Consider the following 25768-nt stretch of genomic DNA (forward strand, 5'->3'; position numbering starts at 1 on the left):
TGTCGGATAGCCCGATATCGGTCGTCAAAACCACCGCCCGATCAGCCGGCGTGGATGCGCCATTCGGCGGCGTCGCGTTGCTGGCGCCAGAAATCGTCGAAACGTCCACCGGCGGTGAGCAACTCGTCGACGGTGCCGTCTTCGACGATGGTGCCCGCGTCGAGGAAAAGCACCCGGTCGGCATGTCGGATGCTGGCCAGCCGGTGGGCGACGATCACCCGGGTCCGCGGTTGCGGATCCGCGGTCAACGCATCGACGACCGCGGCCTCGTTCTCGGTGTCCAGCGCGCTGGTGGCCTCGTCGACCAGCAGAATCGGCGCCGGCTTCAGCAGGGCGCGCGCGATGCTGACGCGTTGCCGTTCCCCGCCGGACAACGCCGAGCCGGCTTCGCCGACGACCGTCTCGGCGCCGGCCGGCAGCCTGCCGGTCAGTTCGTCCACCCGGGCCAGCGCGACCGCGCGGCTGAACTGCGCGTCGGTGGCGGCCGGGTCCCCTGCCGAGATGTTCTCGCGGATGGTGCCGTGGAACAGGTAGGGATGCTGGAACACCACGCTGCTCGCCGCGCGACGGGCTTCCGCGTCGAGGGTCGCGACGTCGACGCCGTCGATCAGGACGCGGCCACGGACGGGTTGATACAGGCCGGCGATCAGCGCCAGCACCGTGCTCTTCCCGGAGCCCGACGGCCCGACGATCGCCGTGGTGGTCCCCGGTCGCAACGCGAAACTCACCCCGTCGAGCACCGGCGTGCTCGCGCCGTCGTAGCCGAACGCGACGTCCTCGAACTCGATGAGCGGCGCATCGTGGTACCCACGGCGAGTTTCCGGGCCGGCCGCGATCACCGGTGCACCGAGCACCGAGCGGATGCGGTCCAGGGTGGCGCGGGTGCTCTCCAGCGCCGGGCCGAGTTCGCTGATCGACGTGAACGGCTCCAGGTAACGGGCGATCACCACGATCAGCGCGATCGCCTCGGGAACCGAAAGCTGGTGCGTGATGGTCAAAACGGTGGTCGCGCCGGCGAACAGGATCAGCGCGAGCTGGCTGGCCAGGCTGAACAGCAGCTGACCCGGAACCTGCATGGTGAGCAGGCGCATCATCGCACCGTGTTGCGCGGACAGCGCATCGCCGACCATGCTGCGGGCCGGCTCGACGCGCCGGGCGGCGCGCAATGCCTGCTGGGTCCGGGCGAATTCGATGATCCGCTCGGTCAGTGACGTATTCGCTTCGGCGGCAGCCTGATCCGCGCGACGGGCCAGTCGGGCCGACGCCCACAGCGCCCCCAGCAGCAGCGGCACACCCCCCATCGCCGCGGCCGCGAGCTGCCAGGACACCGGCAACAACGCCACCGCGATCGCGGCCGGCAGCAGCACCGCCGTGACCAACGGGGTGAGCAGGTTCACCGCGAGACCGACCAGCTCGGGTCCGGTCGCCGCGATCGCCTGCCGGGCCGTGGCGGTGTGCTCCGCACTGAACCATTCCAGCCGCACATCCGGCAGCTGGTCCGCGACGTCGTGCTGGGTGTGGTCGAGCACCGCGAAGCCCAGGTCGAAACCGATTCGCGCAGTGGCGGTGTCGATGGCCCACCCAGCCGCCGTCGCCGCGGTCAGCCAGCCCAGCCAGACCAGTGCGTGCTGCGGGGTGCTGCTGAACAACGCACCCACCAACGGGACCAGCAGGACGGTGCCGACCGCCCGCACGATCACCGAAATCATGGCCAGCAGGGCGTAGACCGCGACCTTGCCGCGACGCTCCGCCGGGACCAGGCCGATCCAGGTGCGGATCATCGGGTGGCCTCCTGGGTGCTGGTGGCGGTCACCGGGTCGCGCCGGCCGCTGTCCCACAACCGTCGGTAGCGGCCGTCCGCGGCGAGCAGGTCGTCATGCGTGCCCTGCTCGGCGATCCGGCCGTGATCGAGCACGACAATCTGGTCGGCACCGACAATCGTGTGCAGCCGGTGCGCGATCACCAGTACCGTGCGCTCTCGCGTCAAGCGGTTCAGCGCCTGCTGCACAAGGTATTCCGACTCGGGATCGGCAAACGCGGTGGCCTCGTCGAGGATGAGGACGCCGGTGTCGGCGAGAATCGCACGGGCGATCGTCAGCCGCTGCCGCTCACCTCCGGACAGTCCGCTCGCCGCACCGAGCATGGTGTCGTAGCCGTTCGGCAGTCGGACGATGCGGTCGTGGATCTGCGCGTCCCGGGCCGCCGCCTCGACCTGCGCGCGGGTGGCGTCGGGCACGGCGAGCGCGATGTTGTCGGCGACGGTGCCGTGGACCAGCTGGGTTTCCTGCAGCACGAACCCGACCCGGGTGTACAGCTCGTCGGCGGTCAGCGTCCGGATGTCCTGCCCGGCAACGGTGATCGCGCCGTGCTGCACGTCGTAGAAGCGGGCCAGCAGTGCCGCCAGGGTCGACTTGCCGGACCCGCTCGGGCCCACCAGCGCCGTGACCGTACCGGGCCGCAGCGTCAGCGACACGTCGTGGATCACCGGGACACCGGGCCGGTAACCGAAGGTGACGTGGTCGAACACCACCGTGGCCGAGGCGTCGCCGGCCGCGTCGCGGGATTCGTCGTGCACCGAGAGCTCGGGCTCGTCCAGGGTGATCTGCAGACGGCGGGCGGCCAGCAGGCCGGCGCGGATACCGCCGAGGCCGTAGGCGATGTTGAGCAGCCGGGCGCCGAACGTGGTACCCAGCAACAGGAACGGCAGTAGATCGACCGGGTTCATCCCGTCGAAGACGACCAGCAGGGTGCCGGTGCCGACGATCAGCCACAGGAAGGTCGTAGGTCGGGTGACCAGGTCCATGGTGGTCTTCTTGCCGGCCAGCGGGCGCTGCCAGTCGGTGAGGAAGCCGACGTATTCGTCGAGCCGGCGCCGGAAGCTCGACGCGGCGGCTCCACCGAACACCCGGATCACCGGTTGGCCTTCCAGATACGCGCCGGCCTCGCCGCTCATCCGCTCGGCCCAGCGTTGCGACTGCGGAATGCGCGGCCCGGACTGGATCGTCATGGACGACGTCAGGATCAGGTAGAACAGCACCGGGATCAGCAGCACCAGCGCCACCCGCCAGTCGACGACGAACAGGTAGACCAGCACCGCGAGCGGCGCGACCACCGCCGCGACGGCGTCCGGAATCGCGTGGGTGACCAGATAATGCAATGACAGCGTGTCGTCGGCGACCAGTTGTTTGATCGAGCCGGAACCGCGAGCTGTGAACCAGCCCAACGGCAATCGTGACAGTTTGCTCAGCAACCGCGAGCGCAGATCGCTGGAGAACCGCGCATCGACGACGTGCAGCCACAGCGTCAGCGCGGCACCCAGCAGGGTGCCGAACCCGAGCAGCGCGACGGCCGCGAAGCCGACCTCACGCAGTCGCGCGGAGTCGGCGCCGGCGGCCAGCAGCCGGGCCAGTTCGACCAACAGCAGAAACGGGGCCAGCTGCACCAGCGTGGTGATCGCCTGCAGCACACCAGAGGCGATCAGCGCGGTGCGCAGCGGCGCGAGCAATCGGCCCGCGGCCTGCGCCCGCCAGCTTCCTTGCGCGGCCGGGGCGGTCGTCGGCTCCTGCTGCACCACAACGGTTTCCGGGGCGCCGGTCACCGGTTCGCTGCTCAGCGCGACGGTGGCCACGTCGGCCGGCTCGTCGCCTCGGCGGGTGCCCATCGCCCGGCCCGCACTCCAGTAGGCCTGGGCGTGGATGACAGATTTGGGGAAACCGAAGTCGTCGCGCAGCCGGGTCCGGACATGCTTGAGCGTGGTGGCCTCCGGTGTCGCCCAGGCGTACCAGTCCGACCAGTCCCGGTGTTCGAGCGCGGCGGCAAGCGACTTCTCGTCGCGCCGGGCGACCCAGTGCAGCCGCAACCGCGGATGCTGCGCGACCGGGATCTGCCGGTCGTTGTCGTCGTGCTGCTCCAGGTACACCTCGACCGGCACGTCGTCCGGGACGATGCCGATGATCCCGTTGATTCCGGGGATCGACGCGGCGTCACCGATCAACAGGTAGCCGGCCGGGTGCTCGTCGGGTGTGTCGAAACGCGACGAGCCCATCAGCGACATCACCGCGATGGTCGCGCCGGACTCGACCGTGCGGGCCCACGATGACGCCGGGCCGGCCGGATCGTGCAGCACGACGTCGACGGCGAAACGGCCGGCGGCCGGGTCGGCTTCGGAGATCGTGTAGGCGCGCTGGAATTCGGTGGTCGACCCGTCGGGATCGGGGAACCAGAACCTCAGCCATGCCGCGGGTTCGGCGGCGGCGTCCTGGAACACGGTGGGCGATTCCATCCGGATCCGGATGAAATGCGGTGCGATATGCACCGTTTCGAGAACCGTCGCGGTGTGGTCACGGGCGCCGAAGCCCCGCAGCATCGCCCCCTGTATGCCGCGAGCCATCAGCGATCCATCGCCTCGCGGAGGCTACGGGGCCGCATGTCGGTCCAGTTCTCCTCGACGTAGGCCAGGCATTCCGCGCGCCCGGACGCACCGAAAACCTGGCGCCAGCCGGCCGGGACGTCGGCGAAGGTCGGCCACAGGCTGTGCTGGTCTTCGTCGTTGACGAGGACTACGAAGGTGCCGTTCTCGTCATCGAAGGGATTGGTGCTCATCGTCTCTCCTGGTCGAGGCTCTGTTGGCGGGGCACAGGGCGCCGGCGCCCAGATCGGCGCCCAGCACCCGATCGGACAGCAGCCCCAGACAACTGAGGTTGGGAAAACCGGGTCCCTGGTTGAGCCCGGCGAGGTTGGGCAGGAACAGCTTCGGTGCCACGTCGCTGACGGCGAGGTCGTAGCCGATGGACTCCTGGACGCGATCTCCGGTCAACGGGCCGCCCAGGCCCAGCTCCAGCAGATCGAGCGCATCCTGGCTGAACAGCGAGGTGAACCACAGCGCGTCGGCACCCGATCCGTCGATGACGAGGTCGAATCCGTGGACGGTTTCCAGGTTTTCGCTGCCGCGATTGGTGGACAGCGTCAGACGGATCTGCTCGTCGCGGCCGACCGCATGGGCCACCCGCCCGCGCAGGTGACGGATACGGTCGTCTGCCAGCAACGCGTCCTGGACATTGGACGAGAACACCCCGCGGTCGGTGCGGGCGATCGCGTCCCGGCGCTCGCCCACCGTCAGCGCCGTCCAGTCACTGGGATCGGAGAACAGCGCGTTCTCGAAGAAGCTCTCCCCGCGGGTGAACAGCGTTACCTGGGGCGAGATCACGGTGATCGTCGAAACCCGGTGCCGGAAAAGCTCGTTCAGCATCGCCGCCGCGGTCTCGCCACCGCCGATGACCGCGACGCGCTCGGCGTCGATCCGCTCGTGCTGACCGGCGCGGTGCCAGAACTGTGCGATCGACAGCACCCGGGGATTGCCGGGCAGCAGCGAGCGCTCGGCCTGGCCCGGCCCGGTGATCATCAAACCGTCTGCGTAGACGGTGGTTTCGTCGGTGTGCAGCGCCCACCGGTCACCGTCGACCGCGAGTCGGTCGACCTCGCCGTAGACCACGTTCATGTTGATCTCGTCGGCCACCCAGCGCAGGTACTGGCTCCACCGCCGGTGGGTCGGCGCCGGCCGGCCGCGGTCGATCCACTGGGCGAACTGGCTGGTGGCGATCAGGTACGCCTGCCAGCTGTGCCGGGTCATCCGCTCGTCGAGCTCGCCGTTGCGGCGTGGCACCAGCGAGGAGCGGTAGGGGAAACCGACGTCTTTCTCGGGGCTGGTTCCGAGCCGCTGGGCGCCGTCGGTCCAGCCGCCGCTGGCCTGCCAGTTGGCGCCCACCCCGGTCCGCTCGAGGGCCACCACGTTCGGTGCGTCGACACCCATCTCGCGCAGCACGTGCGCCTTGGCAGCGACAGCCACTGCCTTCACACCCGCGCCGAGCACTGCAAGCGTGGTCATGACACCACCGCCTTCCGCCTCATAAAGCATCTCCGAGAGCCGCGATCGCGTCCCGCCATAGTGCGCCCACCTCTGCGGCTTCCTGCTCGGTGGTGAGCAGTTCGCTGTAAATCCAATTGGTCAAGAGCTCGGGGCCCGCGGGAGTTGCCTGCACCACGGCAATCACGTCGAACGTATACCGCAGCGGCAATTCCGGTTCGGTGGCCAGCGGTACCGCCAGCGTCAACTCGGGGTCCGACACCAGGGTCCACGCGTTGCCGTGATCGAACCTCGGCGTCATGTCCAGGCGACCGAGGTAGTTGAACTCGACTTGCGGCTGGCGGGCGGCGACCAGAGCCGGATCCTGACGCGTGTAGCGCAGCAGCCCGTAGTCCAGGCCGCCGTTCGGCACCGCCGTCACATGGTCGACCACCTCGCGCAGCAGTTCTACGGCCACAGCGGGATCGGCGCGGGCGGTCTCGATGGTCGCGCGGTCCGGCCTGGCGCCGAACCGGACCGGGAACACGTTGGTGAACCAACCCACCGTGGCCGAGGTGTCCACCACGTCGTGGCCGGGGTCCGCGCCGTCGAACAGTGCGTCTTCTCGGCCGTGGCCTTCCAGCGCGATGAGGATGCCGTCGTCGGTCGGGTCGCCGCGGCGCGCCCGCCAGGAGTTCAGCGTCAACGTCAATGCGGCCAAGAGGAATTCGCGAACACCGATGCCCGACCCCGCGGAGGCGATCTTGTCCAGCATCACCTGGGTCTCCGCAACGCCGCTTCGGGTCTCGCTGGTCCGCAAGGACGCCCAGGTGTCCCGAGTCGGGTCTGGCAACCGCGACCCGAGTGCCGGGTCGGGTCCAACCAGCTGCTCCAGCCAATAGTCCCGCTGGCCCGACACTTCCGATGTGCGCGAGCGGTCCTCGAGCAACTGCGACCAGTCGCGGTACGCGGTGTACTCCGGCGTCAACGCGACCTCGCCGCCGCCGTCCAGCGCCGTCCAGGCTTCTGCCAATGCCGCCAACAGCACGTACCACGACACGGCGTCGGTGGCCAGATGGTGCACGACCAGCAACAGACAACTGGCCCCGTCGTCCGCGGCGTCACACCACAACGCTTGAACCATCACGCCCGCAGAGGGATTCACTTTGTCGATCACCACGGTGGCGTGCGCGGCCAACGTACCAGCGGGCGAGCCCGGAACACGGGTGAGGATGTCGCCGGCACGAACCGCGCCCGGCGGACGGGTGGTGAGTCGGTAACCGTCGCCCTCCACCTCCAGCACGCCGCGCAGCATGTCGTGCCGATCCAGCACCGCCTGCAGAGTCGCCTCCAAGCGCCCGGGCGCGACGTCGCGGGGCAACGCGACGACAACAGCCTGGCTGAAGCGCCGGAAGTCTCCGTGCTCGTACAGCCACGACACGATCGGCACCGGCGAGATGGCCTCGGTCGAATGCGGTTTGGACGGCGCCTGCCGCGACAACTCGGCACCGGAGTCGATCAAGGCCGCAAGTTCGCGGAGCGATCCCGCCTCCAGAATGAGCCTCGGTCGCAACGGAATTCCGCGGGATCGGGCCGCGTGGACGACGGACAGCGCCACGATGCTGTCCACCCCGAGCTCGAAGAAGTCGGCGTCGAGGTTGACGTGCTCGACGCGCAGGATCTCGGTGAGGACGGCGGCAAGGGTCGATTCGGTGGGCGTTTCCGGTGCGGAGCGGTCCGACTCGGTAGGTTCGGAATCCATTGCGGCCAATGCGGTTTCATCTAGCTTGCCGTTGGCGGTCAACGGGATCCGGTCGACGACGACGATGCGCTGCGGGACCATGTACCGCGGCAGCCGCTGCACCAGGGCGCGGCGCAGCTCGTTGACCGTCGGGGTCCGGCCCGCCGACTCGTCGGCCACCACATAGCCGAACAGCCGCGGGACACCGTGCCGTTGGCGCACCACCACACCGGCTTGGCGGACGCCGGGTTGAGATTCCAGTGCGACGGCGATCTCACCGGGCTCCACCCGGTGACCGCGAATCTTCACCTGGGCGTCGGCGCGTCCCACATAGCGCAGCGAGCCGTCGGGTTGGCGGCGCACCAGGTCACCGGTGCGGTACATGCGCTCGCCGCTGACGAACGGATCGGCGATGAAGCGCTGCACGGTCTCCGGAGCGCGGCCCAGGTATCCGCGGGCCAGTTGCGCTCCGCCGAGGTACAGCTCCCCCGCCACCCCGGGAGGCACCCTGCGCAACCCGGAGTCCAGCACGTAGCCGCGGGTGTGGCCGGTCGGGCGCCCGATCGACGGCTCGTCGTGTTCGTCGATGGCGGCCACCACTGCCTCGACGGTCGTCTCGGTGGGGCCGTAGCAGTTGAACGCGGTCATCCCGGTGCGGTCGCACTGACTGCGGATGAACGCCCACGAGCCGGCGCCGAGCGCTTCACCGCCGAGGGCGAGCACCGCCAGCGGCACCCGCGTCAGCAGTCCGGCCGAGCGCAGCTGGGCGAACATCGACGGGGTGGTGTCGATCATGTCGACACCGTGATCGGCGATCGCGGCGACCAACGCCTCGGCGTCGGTCTGGGTGCGTTCGTCGACGAGATGCACCACGTGCCCGTCGAGCAGCGCGACCAGCGGTTGCCAGGCCGCGTCGAAAGCGAAGGACCAGGCGTGGGCGATGCGCAGCGGACGGCCCAGCCGCGCGGCCGCCGGCCGTAACACGTGATCCAGGTGGTCGTCAGCGTAGGCGCCCACCGCCGCGTGAGTTCCGATCACGCCCTTGGGTTCACCGGTTGTCCCCGAGGTGAAGACCACGTAGGCGGCGCGCTCGGCCTCGACGTCGACGGGTGAGAAGTCGCCGGGACCGTCGTCCGGGAAGTCCTCGTCGACGACGATGCCGGCGCCGCTCTGACGCAGGATCGAATTCACCCGTTCCGCAGGCATTCCCGGCTCCAACGGCACATACGTCGCACCGGCTTTGAGTGTCGCGAGGATCGCGACGATGTAGCGCGGATCGCGGGGAAGCTTGATCGCCACCGGGGTTTCGGGGCCGGCTCCCCGCGCTGCGAGCGCACCGGCGAGCCGGTTGGCCGCGGCATCGAGCTCGCCATAGCTCAGCACTCCGTCGGCCCAGGTGACGGCCGGACTGTCGGGCGTCCGGGCAGCGACCGCGGCGAACCTGCGGTGAATACCGTCGGCGGTGGCGGGTTCCGCCGCGCCGGCACCGAGCGCAACCGCTTCGTCGGCCAGCAGCACGCTGACCTCGCCCAGCGGGCGGTCCCAGTGCTGCAGCAAGCGCTCCGCAGTGGACAGCAGCCGTTGGCCCAGTGTCGTTGCGGCGGTGTCACCGATCGCGCCGTCGAGCACTTCGACCATCAGGACCAGGCCCTCATCGGTCATGTGCGCGGCGAGCACGATCGGGAAATGGGTGAGGCTCTCCACGGCCGCGGGCCGGAAGGTCACGCCGGTGCCGGCCAGTTGATCGCCGGCGGCCATGGCACCGATCGGGAAATTCTCGTAGACCAGCAGTGAGTCGTACATCTCGCCGACGCCACCGATCGCCCGCAGCTGCGCATGCCCCAGATAGCTGTGCTCGCGCAGGATCGCCGAATCACGTTGCACGACAAGGCACTGCCGGCCGACCGGGACCGAGTCGTCGAGGCGCACCCGCAGCGGGACGGTGTTGATGAACAGGCCCACCATCGTCTCGACGCCGGCCAGCTCGGCGGGCCTGCCGGACACCGTGACCCCGAACACGACGTCGTCGCGATCGGTCAGGCGTGCCACGATGGTCGCCCACGACATCTGAAGCAGGGTGTTCAGCGTGATGCCGCGGGATCGCGCACCGGCGACCAGCCGCTCGGTGGCCTCCCCGTCCCATTGCAGTTCGGTACTCTGCGGCAGGCGCGTGGAGGTGTGGGCGGCGTCCTCACCGCCGAACGCGGCCGCCAGCAGCGTCGGGCCGGCCAGCCCGTCGAGATGCTCGCGCCAGATGTCCTGGCTGACTTCCTGATCGCGGCCGGCGAGCCAGCCGATGTAATCGCGGTAGGGCCGCGGTGCGACCGGCAACGCATCGAGGCTGCCGCCGGACTGGTACAGGATCATCATCTCGGCGACGAAGACCGGCAGCGACCAGCCGTCGATCACGATGTGATGGGCGGTGATCACCAAACGCCAATGCGCATCCGGCAGTTCGATGAGCAGGAACCGGAGCGCAGGCAGTCGCTCCAGATCGAAGGGACGTCGCCGCTCGTCGAGCTCGATCGCAGCGATGTCCGCCTCGGTTGCGGTGACATCCCGCCACGGCAGCTCCACCCGCGACGGCACGATCTGCACCGGCCGCGGAATGCCGCGGCTGAAGAAGCTGGCCCGCAGGTTGGGATGCCGGATCAACATCGCGGCCGCGCAGTCGCGGAGCAACTCGACGTCGAGGGAGCCGGAGATGTCGGCGGCCATCCCGATCACGTAGGGGTCGTCGACCGGCTGCCCGTCATCCGGGTCCCCCAGCTCGGAAAGCATGGTCAGCGAATAGAGGCCCTCCTGAAGAGGACTCAGCGCCATCACGTCCTCGATGTCGGGCGGTGCGGCTTCGCGTTCACCGGTCTCGGTTGCGCCGGTGGCTGTCATGGCGTGCCGTCTCGCGACTTGGACCACAGCTGCGTCACCGCGGCCAGGTCGGTCTCCGACAATCCCGAGGCGGTCATCGGCTCGAACCGGGCCGTACCGGAATCGGCGTCGCCGGCTGACCCATCGGCTCCGATCGCGCCGAGCGCATCCACCGCCGCAGCGAGCTGCTCGACGGTCGGATTCTCGAACACCATCCGCGGGTTGACGGCCAATCCGACCGCCCTTGCCCGCGAGGCCAATTGGACCGAGAGAATGCTGTCGCCACCGAGCGCGAAGAAGTCGTCGAACCGTCCGACCTCGGAGGTGGAGAGCAGCTCGGCGAACACCGCGGCCAGGGCGTGTTCGGTCGTGGTGCGGGTCGGCTCGGTGATTCCGCTGGTGCTGACCGCCGGACGCGGCAGGCCCGGCCGATTCAGCTTGCCCGACTCCGTCTTCGGCAGCGCGTCGAGCACGGTCAGCGACGACGGCATCATGTATCCGGGCAGGGTGGTGCCGATCGAGGCCCGCACCGCGGCGGCGAAGGCGGCCTTTTCCGCGTCATCGACGGGGTGTTGCGGCACAACGTATCCGGCGAGGCTGGTGCCGTCGTGCACCTCCCAGGTTCGGGCGGCGGCGGCGGCAACTCCGTCGGCGGCGGCCAGCGCCGCCTCGACTTCGGCGAGCTCCACCCGGAACCCGCGCACCTGCACCTGGTGATCGGCGCGGCCGGCGAACTCGAGCCGGCCGTCCTCGGTCCAGCGGGCCAGATCACCGCTGCGATACAACCGGCTGCCGGGTTCGGTCGCGAACGGGTCGGCGATGAACCGCGTCGACGTCAGCGCGGACCGCTTCCAGTAGCCGCGGGCCAGTTGGTCACCGCCGTAGTACAACTCACCCACCACGCCGACCGGCACCGGCCGCAGGCCATCGTCGAGCAGGTAGGCCTGCGCCCCGGCAACGGGTGAGCCCACCAACGGGCTGGGCAGAGCGAGCGGGCCACGGGACACGGCGCCGGAGGTCTCGGTCGAACCGATGTTGTTCAACAGCTCCGGGCCGGCGTCGGCGCAGACCGACGTCAGTCGCTGCAGCAGCGACGCGCTCACCGGCTCGCCACCGCAGACCAGCCGGGCCAGCGATCGCACCGCATCCGGGGAACTGTCCACCAGCGCGGACACCAGGCTGGGCACAGCGGTGATCTGGGCGACCGACTCGCGGGCCATCAGCGCGCCGAGCGCTTCGGCGTCGCGGTGCTCGACGTCGTCGGCCAGGATCATGGTGGCGCCCGCGGCCAGCCCGGCCAGCAATTCCATCCCGCCCTCGAGGAACGTCATCGACGCCTGCGACAACCGGATGTCGTCGCCATGCGGCGGGTAGTGGCGCAACTGCCAATCCAGCCGGGCCGCCATGGCGCGCTGAGTACCCAAGGCGCCTTTCGGTTTTCCGGTCGAGCCGGACGTGAACACCAGATACATCGCATCGTCGGGATGCGGCGGGCGCGGCGCGGCCGCCACGAGAGCCGGCCAGTCGACCGCGGCCCGCACCTCCGCGTCGTCGAGCAGCAGGACCGACGCCCCGGAATCGGCCGGCATGGTGTCGAGCGCCTCGACCGTCGCGATCACAACAGGTGGGCGCACGTCGTCGAGCATCAACTGCTTGCGGGCCGACGGGTAACCGGGATCGATCGGGAAGTACGCCGCGCCGGCTTTGACGATGGCCACCAGCGCCACCACCATGTCGATGCCGCGCCGAACCGACAGCCCGACGAAGTCCCCGGGGCGAACCCCGCGCTGGGCGAGCAGCGCCGCCAGGTTATCCGAACGGCGGTGCAGCGCAGCATAATCCAGGTCTTGACCGGCGCAACGCACCGCAACCCGATCCCCGTCACCCGGCCGGCCGGCCGCGAGCAGCTCCGTGACCGTCCGCGGCCGGTCGGCGGGCGGTTGGTCACCGCGGCTCCACTGCGTCAGGATGCGCTGCTGCTCGTGGTGGTCGGCCAGCACCACGTCGCGCAGACCCTGGTCGATGTCGTCGGCGAACTCGGCGACCACCCGGGTCAGCCAACCGGCCAGCCGCTCGATGGTGTGCCGTTGGTAGAGCTCGGTGCGGAAGATCAGGTTGCCGTTGTAGCCCACGTCGCCGGAGCCGTCGGTGCCGAAGAAGTTGACGCTCAGGTCGGCATGCGCCATGTCGAACACCGGGTCCAGTGACGTGCACACGGTGTCCTGCCCGCCGTCGGGCGCCGTCTCGATCACCCGGGTGGCCGGCAGGTGGTCGCGGACGTGGACGATGACCTGGAACAGCGGATTGCGGGACAGCGATCGCACCGGGCTGACGCTGTCGACCACCCGGTCGAACGGCAGGTCCTGGTGTGCATAGGCGGCCAGCGCGGTCTCCCGCGCCCGGACCAGCACGTCGCGCAGGGTGGGGTTGCCACGTAAGTCGTTGCGCAGCACCAGAATATTGACGAAGAACCCGATCAGCTGATCGAGCTCGGCCTCGGTGCGCCCGGCGACCGGTGTGCCGAGCGGGATGTCGATGCCGCTGCCCGCCTTGTGCAACACCACCGCGACGGCGGCTTGCAGCGCCATGAATTCCGTGACGCCCAGTTCGCGGCACCGGTCGGCGAGCTTGGCGCGGGTGGCCGCGTCGATGCTGAACGTCACCGACTCTCCGTCGCCACTGGGTAGCGGCGGGCGCGGGAAGTCGGGCCGCAGACCACTGTCCTCCGGGAGGCCGGCCAGCTGGCTCGTCCAGTAGTCCCGTTGTTCGGCGGCGACCGCGGTCTCCTGACCGCCCGGCTCACCCAGGAAATCACGTTGCCAGGCAGCGTAATCGGCGTACTGGATACGCAGCGGGGCCCACGACGGGGACTCGCCGTCGCGGCGGGCGCGGTACGCGGTCATCACGTCGGCGAAGAGCACCCCGGCCGACCAGTGGTCGGACGCGATGTGATGCACCACCAGCGACAAGACGTGCTCGCCGCCGTTGTCGAGTACGGCGACCCGGATCGGCCATTCCCGGTCCAGCTCGAAGCAGTGCCGGCGTTCGACCTCCAGCTGTTCCTGAAGCCACAGTTCGCCGCTGCCGGTCGCGCGGCGCACCGGCGGGTCGGCCACCTGACCGACGACCTGATACGGGACACCGTCGTCGTCAACGTATGTGGTGCGCAGGATTTCGTGACGAGCGACCACGTCGCCCACCGCGGCGATCAGCGCGTCGATGTCCCACGGCCCGGTCAGTCGCGCGGCGAACGGAATGTTGTTCACCGGGCTCGGACCGTCGACGCGGAAGGCGAACCAGCTCCGCAGTTGGGATGCCGACAGCGGCAGTGGTTCGTCGTGGACGGTGGCTATCAGCTTGGGCCGCGTCTGTCCGCGCGCACCGGATCGCAGATCGTCGATCCGTTCCGCCAGCGACCCGACGGTGCCCAGTTCGAAGATGTCGCGGATGCCGAGCTCGACCCCGCACTCCGAGCGGATGGCGGTCACCAGTTTGGTCGCCACCAGCGAGTGTCCACCCAGGTCGAAGAATGAATCGTCGACACCGACCTTGTCGTGGCCGAGCAGTTCGGAGAACAGTGCGGCGACCCGTCTTTCGGTGACGGTCGACGGATCCCGGTATTGCGCCTTGGCGATGATCTCCGGTTCCGGCAACGCGGTCCGGTCGATCTTTCCGTGCGCGGTGATCGGGATCTCGTCGATCACCACGTAGGCCGCCGGGGTCATGTATTCGGGGAGTGCCGCGGCCACCCGGGCCCGGATCCGCTCGAGGTCCACGCTGTCGCGCTCGCTGCCGTCGACCGGAGTCACGTAGCCCACCAAGCTCTTCCCCAGTCCGGGCAGATCGCTCGCCAGCACGACGGCCTGGCCGACGCTGGGGTCGACCGAGATCGCCGCACCGACTTCACCGAGCTCGATGCGGAATCCGCGGATCTTGACCTGCTCGTCGGCGCGGCCGACGAACTCGATGTCGCCGTCGGCGTTGCGGCGGGCCAGATCGCCCGACCGGTAGAGCCGGGCGCCGGCGATGAACGGGTCGGCGACGAAGCGTTCGGCGGTCAGACCGGGTCGACGATGGTAGCCACGTGCCACATGCGTTCCGCCGATGTAGATCTCGCCGATCACACCGACCGGCACCGGCTGCAGCGCGTCGTCGAGCAGGTGGATCTGGGTGTTGATCTTCGGGCGTCCGATCGGCACCACGCGGGTGCCCTGGGTACCTTCCACCGGGTAGCTGGTGGCGTTGACGATCGTCTCGGTGGGGCCGTAGAAGTTGTAGAGCAGCGCGTCGAAGGTGGCATGGAATTTGTCGGCGATCTCGCCGGGCAGCGGTTCACCACCGATCGGCACCCGGCGCAGCGTGCGCCACTGGTTGACGCCCGGCAGTGAGAGAAAGAGCCCGAGCAAGGACGGGACGAAGTGCATCGAGGTGATGCCTTCACGGCGCAGTAGTTCGGTCAGGTATCCGATGTCGCGAAGACCGTCCGGCCGCGGAATGACCAGTCGTGCACCACAGATCAGCGTTCCGAAGATCTCGCCGATCGACACGTCGAAGCTCGGCGAGGCGACCTGCAGCAGACGGTCGGTTTCGTCGACCGAATATTCATCGCCGAACCAGACGAAGTATTCGGCGATCGGCGCGTGCGGCACCGGGACACCCTTGGGCAGTCCGGTCGAGCCGGAGGTATAGATCAGGTATGCGGTGTTGGTGGGGCCGAGCGGCCGGATCAGCGCGCTCGGCTCGGTGGCCGGATAGTCTTCCAGCCCGGTGACCGCTTCGCGCAGAACCAGTTTCGCCTGGGCGTCGTCGAGGATGAAGGCCAGCCGGTCGTCCGGATAGGTCGGGTCGACGGGTAGGTAGACTCCCCCGGCCTTGAGAACGCCCAGTGCTGTGATGACCAGTTCCGGTGACTTGTCCAGTAGCACCGCCACCCGGTCCTCAGTGCCGATGCCCTGCTCGATGAGCCAGTGCGCCAGCCGATTCGCCTCGTCGTCGATCTCGCGGTAGCTGTACTGCCGCCCTTCGTAAACGACAGCGACGGCATCCGGGGTCAGGGCGGCCCGCCGCGCGACCATCTCCGGCAGCGTGCTGGCCGGAGTGCTGAAGTCTTCCCCGGACGAGACGGCGCGGAGCCACTCCTCGTCGGCCTCGCTCATCAGTCCGCACGCCGAGAGCGCGGTATCCGGTTGCGCCAGAGCATGATCCAGCAGGACGCCGTAGTGACGCAGCAGCTGGTCCACCAGTGGGCGGTCGAGTACTTCGACCAGATATTCGGCTTCGACGATTGCGCCGCGGCCCGAGCCGTCGAGTTCGACCATCACGCTCAGCGGCAACTGGCTGAAATGGCCCCGCAGATCGGCGCGTTCACACCGGACGCCGGGCGGGCTGAAGCCGCCACCGTCGGGCTCGCGCAATCCGAAGCTGACCCGCGTCATTCGCTCGGCCCCGTGCCGGCGGTCCGGGTTGGAGGCACGCACCAGCCATTCCAGGTCGACCCGCGAATGCGCCAGCGCGCCGACCGCGTTGTCTCTGGTCTGGGCGAGCAGTTCCCGGAACGTCTGACGCGGCTCGGGGCGCATCCGCATCACCAGGGTGTTGCCGAAGTAGCCGATCGCATTCTCGGTTCCGGCGCCACGGTTGAGCACCGGTGTCGCCACCAGAAAGTCCGAGGCGTGGGTGTAACGGTGTACCAGCGCGCCGAACGCGGCCATCAACACCATGTAGGGGGTCGCGCCGATTTCCCGGGCCAGCGCGGACGCACGCTCGACCGTGTCGGCCGACAGCTGCACGGTGGCGCGCTGAGCCCGCAAAGTACTGGGTACCACCGAGCCGTTGGGACCCGGAAGTTCCAGCGGCTCAGGCAGATCCGTCATCAGCGAGCGCCAGTAGGCCAGGTCCTCCTCGCTGCTGCGGACCGCGTCCGCCGTGACCCGCACCGCGGGTGCTGTCGCGGCGAAGTCGTCCTCGGTGTACGCGCGCATCAGGTCGGTGAAGAACGGCGCCCACGAGCCGTCGTCCCAGGCGATGTGGTGGGCGGTGAACAGCAGCATCAGCTCGCCGGCCCCGACCCGCACGGCCTCGATGCGTAGCGGCGACTCCTGCGTCAGGTCGAACGGCTGCCGAAACTGCCGTTGGGCAAGCACTTCCAGCCTCAGCCGGCGAGCCTGCTCCGCGAGGCCGGACAGATCGTGCTCGGCCCAACTCGGCCGCAGATCGTCGCTGACCACCGGATGCGGATCGCCGTCGCCGTCGGTCTGGTACGTCGTGCGCAGCACCGGGTGACGCACCGCCACCGCGTCGACCGCCCGGTGCAACCGGGCGAGGTCGACATCGCCGGTGACGCGGTAGGACACGCAGATGTTGAGCAGCGCACCGTCCGGGTCGACCGACTGCACGAACCACATCCGGCGCTGGCCGTCGGACATCTCCGAGCCCGGTCCGCCATCCTCGGCGACGTCGGTGTCGGCTGCGGGTCGCGCGAGGCCACGCTCAGCGATCCTGCGCCGCAACAATTCCAGACGTTGGGCGTCCAGTGTGTCCAGACCGGTGGTGTCAGTCACGCGCGAGTTCCAGCCTTCCCCGTGTCCCGGCCGTCAGGTGCGGCGGCACCCAGGACGTCGATCAGTTCGTTGACGGTGATCCCGCCGAGCATCCGCGCCACCGGCGCCGAATGGCCGACCGCCCGGCGCAGCCGGCGCCGCAGGTCGAGTGCCAGCAGCGAGTCCAACCCGAGGTCGATCAGCGACGCGGTCGCGTCGATCGACACTGAGTTGCCCAGATGCAGCGTCGCGGCGAGTTCGGCGCACACCACATCGACCAGCGGCCGGGTGTCGTCGTCGCGGTGCCGCTCGGTGTTCTCGACGTCCGCCGACAGATGGAAACTCATCGGAATCCCCTGGCTTTCGAAGAAGACCCGTAGCCGGTCGAAGTCCGCGTCGAAGATCAGCGGGTCGTCGCTGAATCGGCCGAGGCTGGCGGTCACCGCCGCCTCGGGGCGCATCGCGGTGAGTCCCGAGCGCTCGGTGCGGGCGATCTCGGCCGCCGCGACCACGCCGGCGTCTTGCCACAGACCCCAGCGAATAGCCGTGCAATCCAATCCGGTCGAGCGCAGTTGCGCCGCCAGCACGTCCAGAATGCGATTCGACGCCGAGTAGGCGGCGTGGCCGTGGCCGCCCCAGACACCGAATACCGACGAGCACGCCAATATGCGGCACTCCGGTTGCAGGGGCCACCCGTCGGCCATCGTGGCCAGGCCCACGACCTTCGCGGCGCACACGGCGGCGACGTCCGCCCCGGTGAGTTCGGCCCGCCGGGCCGCCGAGGCGATTCCGGCGGTGTGGATCAGCAACGACGCGCCGGCCCCGGCGTATCGGCCCGCCACCCCGGCGACCGCGGTCGCGTCGGTGATGTCGCACAACGGAGCATGCACCTCGACGTGATGGCGCCCGATCAACTGTTCGATCACGTCGGGCGCTACCCCGTTGCGGCTCAACAGAATCACCCGCTGCGCGCCACGCTCGATGCAGTACTGCGCGTACCGCAGGCCGATGGCGCCACTTCCACCGGTGATCACCACGTTTTCCAGGGCGGCCGCATCGAGCTGCCGCGCGGTGACCTGCTCGCGGTGCTCGCGCAGGGTACGGGTGTACCGCCGTGGCCCGGCGTCGTCGCCGTGCGGGCGCAGTGCCATCACACCGGCGTCGTCGAGCAACACGTCGAGAGCGGCCGCTGCGACCGTCTCGTCGATTTCGCCGGCCGGCAGGTCGAGACTCCCGAACGCCTGGTCACCGAATTCGAAGCCGGCACTACGGTGCATCGCGGCCAACGCCGCCTGGGCGGGACGGGTGGCGGCATCACCGGGCGCGACCCGTTCACCACCCGCCGTGAGCAGCCACACCGCGCGGCAGCGTGAGCCGATGACCGCGTCGTAGTCCGGCAGGCCGACATCGTCGCGACCGGCGATCTGCGCAATCGCTTCGGTCACGTCCAGCGCGTCGAGCGGAGGCGCCACCACCGCAACGATTTCCGCTTCGTGCGGTGACACCACGTCGTAACCGCGGTGCGATGACGCGGCAGCGGTCAACACCTGCGCCACCGCGGTGTCGCCGACGATCGCGATACCGCATCGCGTCGCGGCGGCGGGCGTCGGCACGTCCACGTGCTGCCAATCCTCGACGGCGACGGTCAAGGGTGCGCCGGTCTCGGCGACGCGGGTGCTCACCGGATCCGGTGCCGCCCAGAGGTGTACCGACCGCATCGGGGCATTGGGGAACCCGCGCAGCGGTGACACCGCCGCAGTGGGCAGGGCGTCGGCCCACGGATAGTGCGGATCGGCGACGGCCGCGGCGGCGATGTTGGCCGACAACACCTCGACGATCGACTGGTCGCGGTGCCCCGATCCGAGGATCAGCGCCGAGTCGTCGCCGACCAGGTCGTTGAGCGGGTACAGCAGCGACGGATGCGCGGACATCTCGATGAAGGCATCGGCGCCGCATTTCTGGGCGGCGACCACGGCGCGGTCGAATCTGACCGTGCTGCAGAGACTTTCGTACCAGTACCGGGAGAAGTCGACATCGCCGCCGACTTCGGCGCCGACCGCCGAGCCGATGAAGGCCATCGGTCCGTCACGGAAAGCCGACCGCGGCTGCAGCGCGGCCAATTCGGCACCCAGCGGCCGCAGCGCGCTGGTGTGGCCCGGGTAGTCGACGACGAGTTTCTGGGCGAACACACCGCTCGTCTGCGCGAGCTCGGACACCGCGACGACCGCGTCGTGGTCACCCGACACCACCGTCGCCGAAGGGCCGTTGACCGCCGAGATCTCCAGCCAGCCCGGCGTTGCGTCGATCATGGCCTGCGCGTCGTCGAGGCTGAGGCCGAGCACCACCATGGCGTAGTGCCCGGTCAGTCGGCCGACCACGGTGGCACGCGCACCGACCAGGGTGACGGCATCGCTCAACGAAATCTTCTCGGCCACATACGCCGCCGCCACCTCACCGAGGCTGTGCCCGACGGTGATGGCCGGCAGCATGCCGCAGAACCGCCACTGCGCGGCCAGCCCGACCGCATGGGTGAACTGTGCCCCCTGGATCTCGACCCGCGTCCAATCCTGGTGGCGATCGCCTTGGAGATACGGCAGCGGTGACGGGAACCCGGCCGCGACGAAGGCGTCCGCGCATCGGTGGGCCTCGGCGCGATAGGCCACGAGTTGGCGGTAGGCGTCCGAGCCCATCGACTGCCATTGATTGCCCTGGCCCGGGAACACGAACGCCACGGACGGCGTCACGCTTTTCGACGATCGCGCGACCAGAGGATGCTCTTCGTCGTGGGCCAGCGCGGACAGCGCCGCCACCAGCTCGCCGCGGTCGGCGGCCCGGATCACGGCGCGGTGCCGTCGGATCCGGCGCAGGCGCAGCACGGTGGACGCAACATCGACGGTCGGATCACGATCGTCGCCGAGCCGGTCGAGATGATCGAGGATCGCCCACGCGTCCCGGCCGATCAACTCCTGGTGGTGCGCCGAGAGCACCACCGGAACGCGGCCGTCGGGCAAGGGTTGCGCAAGCATCACGCGACCTCGGGAAGCGAGACGATGAGGTGGGCGTTGGTGCCGGCGATACCGAAAGCCGAGGTGGCTGCCACCCGGTGGCCGTCGACGGCCGGCCACGGCGTCAGCGTGGTGGCGAGCCGCAAACCCTGCTTCTCCCAGTCGATTTCGGGACTCGCCTCGGCCACGTGCAGGGTTGCCGGTATCGCGCCGCGTTCGGCCGAGACCAAGATCTTGGCCAGCCCGAGTGCGCCGCTGGCGGCCAGGGCGTGACCCAGATTCGACTTCACCGACCCCAGCAGGGCCCCGCGCTCAGTGTCGCCGTAGGTCTGCGCCAGCGACTGCAGCTCGGTGCGGTCGCCGAGCCGGGTGCCGGTACCGTGCCCCTCGATCATGCCGACCTCGTCGGGACGGATCCCGGCCTCCGCAATCGCGCGACGGAACAGGCTGACCTGCGCCGTGCCGCTGGGAGCGCTGAGGCCCGCGCTCCGGCCGTCGTGATTGATGGCGCTGCCGAGAATCTCGGCGACGATGTGCCGACCGTCGCGCAGCGCCGCCGACTTTCGCTGCAGCACAAAGACCGCCGCTCCTTCCGCCCAGACCGTCCCGCTGGCCTGTGCGCTGTAGGCGCGGCAGTGGCCGTCGTCCGACAGGGCGTGTTGTTTGGAGAATTCGACGAAGAAGCCGGGCGACCCCAGCACATTGACACCCCCGGCCAAAGCCAGGTCGCAGTCGCCGTTCTGCACGGCGCGCACCGCCGCGTGGAACGCCACCAGCGCCGAGGCGCAGGACGAGTCGATCGTGACCGCCGGCCCCGTCGACCCCAGCGTGTAGGCGATCCGCCCGGAGATCACGCTGAGCGCCGTACCCGCCAGCAAATGACCGCTGTACTCCGAGAATTCGGCCATCTGTGGCCCGTACCCGGTGGCGGACGCGCCGAGGTAGCAGCCCATCTCGTGGCCGGCCATGTCGTCGGGATTGATGCCGCTGTTCTCCAGGGCCCGCCAGGACACCCGCAGCGCGATTCGTTGCTGAGGATCCATCGCGACAGCCTCGCGCGGCGAGATCCCGAAGAACTCCGGATCGAACATCGTTGCACCACTGAGGAATCCACCACGATCATGGATTTCCTTGAACCCACTGCGCCGGGAGCCGGCGAACAGTTCACGAACCGACCAGCCACGATCGACCGGGAACGGTGTCAAGGCCTCACGGCCCTGGGACAGCAATTCCCAGAACCCGTCGGCGGTGTCGATTCCACCGGGCGCTTCCAGTGCCATACCGACCACGACAACCGGATCATGGTCGAGCGCGCGCTCGCGGTCAGTCATCGGCATTCACTCGCGCAGCGATGTCGTCGAGGTGGTCGTCGAGGTAGAAATGCCCGCCGTCGTACCAGTCGAGATCGAAGGCGCCGGCGGTATGCCGTTCCCAGAGTTGGAGTTCGGCGGCGTCAACGCGAAGGTCGTTGTGTGCTCCCAGCGCGGAGATGTCGGCCGATATTTGGATGTCAGCGCCGCAGGAGTAGCGGTTGATCGCCGCGTAATCGGCACGCATCGCCGCGATCAACAGTTCGGCGAATTCTGGGTCGGCGAGCAACTCGGCGTCGGTCCCGCCGAATTCGGTCATGTCGACCAGCAGGTCGTCGTGACTGGTCGGCAGTTCGGGCTTGGCTTCGACGGCGCACGGCGCCGGGGCCGCCGAAGCCCACAGCTTGTGCACCGCTGCGCCACGGGATTCCGCGATCCTGGCGAATTCGAAGGCCACGACGGCGCCCATGCTGTGACCGAAGAGTCGCAGCGGTGCCACCTGACGCCAGGGGCCGGCCACGAAGAGACTGCGGGCCAGCGCCTGCACCGTCTCGGCCGCCGGCTCGCTGAGCCGTTCGGCGCGTTGCGGGTATTGGACGATGTAGGTGTCACCGCCGCCGGCCGCCAATGCCGCCGCGAGCTTGCGGTAACCCGTCGCGGCGCCACCCGCATGCGGGAACACCACGGTGGCACCGCGCGCCGCCGGGTTCTGTCCGGGCACCCGCTTGATCCAGGACGGGAAGTCTTTCTTCTGTACCGAAGTCAAGTTGTCGAAGATCATTGCGCCACTTCGTTTCCGGCGATAGCCGCCACCACGTGACCGGCGTCCATGCCGACGACTTCCAGGTAGATCTCGGCGACCTGTTCGAGCCGGCCGGGGTCGGATTCGCGGCGGACCAGCAAATCGGCCAGCGCGGACACCGTTCGGGTGGCGAAGATGTCGGCGACGATGATGTCGGGGGTGTCCAGCCACGCCCGGATGCGGGCAACACTCTGGGTGGCCAGCACAGAGTCACCACCGAGGGCGAAGAAGTCGTCGTCCACGCCGACCACGTCGGCGCTGAGCACATCGCCGAAAATCGCCGCGACCGCGGACTCCACCGGTGTCGACGGCGCTCGGCGGTCGGGCGTCGCCGAACCTTCCCTGGCTGCCGCCAGCTGACCGGCGACGGCACGACGGTCGATCTTGCCGCCGAGCGTGTAGGGAACGCGTTCCACGAACGACAGCTGACGCGGAATCATGTGCGTAGGAACGAGATCGGACATCGCCGCACGAATTGTGTCGGGCGCGAGCGCCGGGTTGTCGGCATGGATGGCGGCGGCCAGCACCTCGCCGTCACCCACGGCGGGCAGCACGGCGGCCACCGCTGTCGCGACGCCCGGTATCTGCCGCAACGCCGCCTCCACTTCACCGATCTCGACCCGATAGCCGCTGATCTTGATGCGGTGGTCGGCGCGCCCGACGAACTCCACGACGCCGTCCGGCCAGTAGCGAGCCAGATCGCCGGTCCGGTACCAGGTTCGGCCGTCATGCTCGACGAAACGCTCGGCGGTGAGATCCGGGCGCCCGCGGTATCCCCGTGCAATGCCCCGGCCCGAGATCCACAGTTCACCGGCCACCCAGTCGGGGCAGTCGCTACCCCGGTCGTTCACCACCCGGCAGACGTTGTTGGCCAGCGGTGTGCCGAACGGCAGCGCCGTCAGCTCCGGCGACAGTTCGTCCAGCTCGCCAACCTCGAAAATGGTGTTGTGCGTTGCGGTTTCGGTCGCGCCGCCCAACCCGGCGAACCGGAGCCCGGGCGCATCGGCGCGCAACCGGCGGACGACCTCGGGTCGTACCCAGTCGCCACCGGTCGGCACCACCCGCACCGACGACAGTCGTCCCGCACCGACCTCGGTCAGCATCTCCAGCCAGCCGGGCATGAAGTGCAGCACGGTCACCTGGTGGGCCTCGATGAGTCCGGCCCACGCGTCGGGATCGCGGCGCTGCGCTTCGTCCACCACGACGATCGAACCACCGGTACGCAACGTGACGAAGATGTCCATCACCGAGATGTCGCCTTCGAGCGTCGACAGCGCCAGGCAACGATCCGCGGGTCCGATCTCGAAATGCTGCCCGATGAATTCGACGGTGTTCATCGAGGCGTCGTGCGTCACCTCGACGCCTTTGGGCTCACCGGTCGAACCGGAGGTGAACAGCACATAGGCAAGCGCCGCGGGATCGACCGGCACGGAGGTGAACTGCGGGTCGGCTGTCGCCGCGCTGAGGACGTCCGCGATGGTCAACGCGGGCACCGGCAGTGAAACCGGGCGTCCACCGCACACCAGCGCCAGCTTGACCTCACCCGCGGACAGGATCCGTTCGGCGCGATCACGGGGCTGATCGACGCTGATCGGCAGGTAGACACCACCGGCCGCGAGGATCGCCAACAGGGCCGGGATTTGTTCGGCGGTCTTGGGCCCGACAATGGCCACCGTGTCGCCGGTTCCGATCCCGTTGTCGCGCAACGCCGCCGCCAGGAGCAATGCCTGACGCCGCAGCTGGCCGTAGGTCAGGTCACCGGAGCCGGACAGGACGGCGAGTGCGTCCGGCCGGCTTTCGGCACGTCGAAAGAAGCCGTCGTGCAACGCCTCCCCACTGGGGGTGGCGCGACGGCTATTGACTGTGTCGCGCACCGCGCGCTGATCCGGCGGCAACGCCGGCGGGTCCTGCTGCGTCCACGCGTCGCAGGAGACGGCCATCCGCCGCAGCTCGTCGATGTGGTGGGCGAACATCGCGTCGATCACGCCCGCCGGGAAAACGTCCTCTCGCACATCCCAATTCACCATGACACCGCCGTCGAACTCGGTGACCTGAGCGTCGAGCGAAACCTGCGGCCCCTGCGAGATGATCCAGCTGGGCGTGCCGAACGCGTCGGTGACATCGCCGGCGAACAACTCGCCGAGTCCCAGCGCACTGGTGAACACGACCGGGGCGAGCACCGGAGTCCCGCGGTGGCGGGCCAGATCCCGAAGTACCGACAGCCCCGGGTAATTCGCGTGTGCGGCGGCGGTTCGCATGGCGTCTTGCACGGCGTGTGCCCGCGATGCGGCGTCGGTGGTGCCGGTCAGGTCGACGTCGAGCAGCAGCGAGGAGGTGAAATCGCCGACCAGCTTGTCGACGTCGGGGTGCAGCGCCTCCCGTCCGAACAGCGGGACGTTCAGCAGGAACCGCGAGGTACTCGACCAGCACGCCAGGGTGTGCGAGAAGGCCGCGGCGAACATCATCGCGGGCGTCACTCCACGGGAGCGGGCGTGCGCGAAGAGTTGGTCGCGGGTTTCGGGATTCAGCCATTGCCAACGTCGGGTGCTGTTGCGCGATAACAGTGTTCGGTTCGTGGCGGGCAGCGCGGGCGGGTCCGGGAATTCCGGTAGACGTTGCGACCACCAGTCCCGATCGGCGTCGTGGTCCGGGCGGGGCTGCGCCTCGCGTCGCACGATCTCCTGGCGGTACTCCTGGTAGGTGAAACCCAGCTCCGGCAGCTGCCGACCCTGATACAGGGTGGCCAAATCGGTCATCAGGGTGCGGTAACTCATCGCATCGGCAGCCTGCATGTCCAGATCGACATGGAGCCGAGACCGCCCGCCCGCCAGCACCGACAGCGTCAGCTCGAACACCTGTCCGTCGAGCTGCTGGTGCGACTTGGCCTCCCGGATGCCGCGCAGCCGCTCGGCGGCATCGTCTTCGCGGAGGCCACCGAAATCGTGAACGGTGACGGGAAACGCGGCGGGCGGCTCGATTCGTTGCGTTCCGTCGGACAGAAATCGAACCCGCAACATCGGATGCCGCGCCGCCAGCGCGGCCGCTGCCCGGCGCAGACGGTCGGGATCGATTGTCCCACCGTCGAATTCGACGTAGAGGTGGCCGGCCACACCGCCGAGCGGCTGACTGTCGTGGCGTCCCACCCACATGGCGTGCTGCATGGGCGCCAGCGGGAAGGCGCCGTCAGAGGTGACCGTCTGCGCTGCCGGCGCATCGGGTTCCACCGCATCCGGGCCGTCCCCGACGAGCAGCGACCACGCCTCGATGGTCGGATCGGCGGACAGCGCGGCGAAGTCCACATCGATACCTCGACGGCGCCACTTACCCGCGAGCGACATCATCCGGATGGAGTCCAGACCCTGGCTGATCAGGTTGCCACCGGGGTCGACGTCATCGACGCTGACGCCGAGCAATTCGGCCACCTCAGCACGCACGTCACTTGGGCTACCTGCAACGGAAGCCCCGACCCCGCCAGTCATGACTCAACCCTCCTACTGGTTAGTTGAGGCTAGCCTAAATTGCTGGTCACTTTAGTGGTCGGGGTACCTACGACGCTACCGCCCTCAGATTGCGCTAAGGATCTCCGGATGCCGGGGGCACGGATGGCAGCCACTCAACGTCGAACCGTCGGGGTTTCGCATCGGAGGATCGCATCAGAGCA

At 69.0% G+C, this 25768-nt stretch carries 10 protein-coding genes; all 10 read right to left on the reverse strand.

Translation table 11 applies throughout. The features are described 5' to 3' along the window. Window positions 1-41: 41 nt before the first annotated feature. The 10 genes from ACZYW1_RS21500 to ACZYW1_RS21545 are packed head-to-tail and all read right to left on the reverse strand — an operon-like array spanning window position 42 to window position 25586. Window positions 42-1781, reverse strand: a complete 1740-nt coding sequence (locus ACZYW1_RS21500) for an ABC transporter ATP-binding protein (protein WP_463788479.1) — start codon at window positions 1779-1781, stop codon at window positions 42-44. Next, the gene (locus tag ACZYW1_RS21505; RefSeq protein WP_463788480.1) at window positions 1778-4390 is read right to left on the reverse strand and encodes an ABC transporter ATP-binding protein/permease; all 2613 of its coding nucleotides are present in this window, start codon (window positions 4388-4390) and stop codon (window positions 1778-1780) included. Before ACZYW1_RS21505 ends, ACZYW1_RS21500 begins: the two co-directional genes overlap by 4 nt. Next, the gene (locus ACZYW1_RS21510; RefSeq protein ID WP_463788481.1) at window positions 4390-4602 is read right to left on the reverse strand and encodes an MbtH family protein; all 213 of its coding nucleotides are present in this window, start codon (window positions 4600-4602) and stop codon (window positions 4390-4392) included. The genes ACZYW1_RS21505 and ACZYW1_RS21510 overlap by 1 nt, the downstream gene beginning before the upstream one ends. Continuing rightward, window positions 4580-5884 (reverse strand): NADPH-dependent L-lysine N(6)-monooxygenase MbtG, encoded by a 1305-nt coding sequence (mbtG, locus tag ACZYW1_RS21515; RefSeq protein ID WP_463788482.1) that lies wholly within the window; start codon window positions 5882-5884, stop codon window positions 4580-4582. The genes ACZYW1_RS21510 and mbtG overlap by 23 nt, the downstream gene beginning before the upstream one ends. A gap of 19 nt (window positions 5885-5903) precedes the next feature. Next, a complete protein-coding gene (locus ACZYW1_RS21520) occupies window positions 5904-10472 on the reverse strand; it encodes an amino acid adenylation domain-containing protein (RefSeq protein WP_463788483.1) in 4569 nt (1522 codons plus the stop codon). Then, window positions 10469-17011 carry an amino acid adenylation domain-containing protein gene (locus tag ACZYW1_RS21525; protein ID WP_463788484.1) on the reverse strand — a complete coding sequence of 2181 codons (6543 nt, stop codon included), beginning with the start codon at window positions 17009-17011 and terminating at the stop codon, window positions 10469-10471. Before ACZYW1_RS21525 ends, ACZYW1_RS21520 begins: the two co-directional genes overlap by 4 nt. After that, the gene (mbtD, locus tag ACZYW1_RS21530; RefSeq protein WP_463788485.1) at window positions 17008-20016 is read right to left on the reverse strand and encodes a mycobactin polyketide synthase MbtD; all 3009 of its coding nucleotides are present in this window, start codon (window positions 20014-20016) and stop codon (window positions 17008-17010) included. The genes ACZYW1_RS21525 and mbtD overlap by 4 nt, the downstream gene beginning before the upstream one ends. Next, window positions 20016-21326, reverse strand: a complete 1311-nt coding sequence (locus ACZYW1_RS21535; protein WP_463788486.1) for a beta-ketoacyl [acyl carrier protein] synthase domain-containing protein — start codon at window positions 21324-21326, stop codon at window positions 20016-20018. Before ACZYW1_RS21535 ends, mbtD begins: the two co-directional genes overlap by 1 nt. Then, the gene (locus tag ACZYW1_RS21540; RefSeq protein ID WP_463788487.1) at window positions 21319-22086 is read right to left on the reverse strand and encodes a thioesterase II family protein; all 768 of its coding nucleotides are present in this window, start codon (window positions 22084-22086) and stop codon (window positions 21319-21321) included. The genes ACZYW1_RS21535 and ACZYW1_RS21540 overlap by 8 nt, the downstream gene beginning before the upstream one ends. Continuing rightward, window positions 22083-25586, reverse strand: a complete 3504-nt coding sequence (locus ACZYW1_RS21545) for a non-ribosomal peptide synthetase (protein ID WP_463788488.1) — start codon at window positions 25584-25586, stop codon at window positions 22083-22085. The genes ACZYW1_RS21540 and ACZYW1_RS21545 overlap by 4 nt, the downstream gene beginning before the upstream one ends. Between the last annotated feature and the right edge of the window lie 182 nt (window positions 25587-25768).

This window comes from Mycobacterium sp. IDUB_36, from assembly GCF_055419225.1.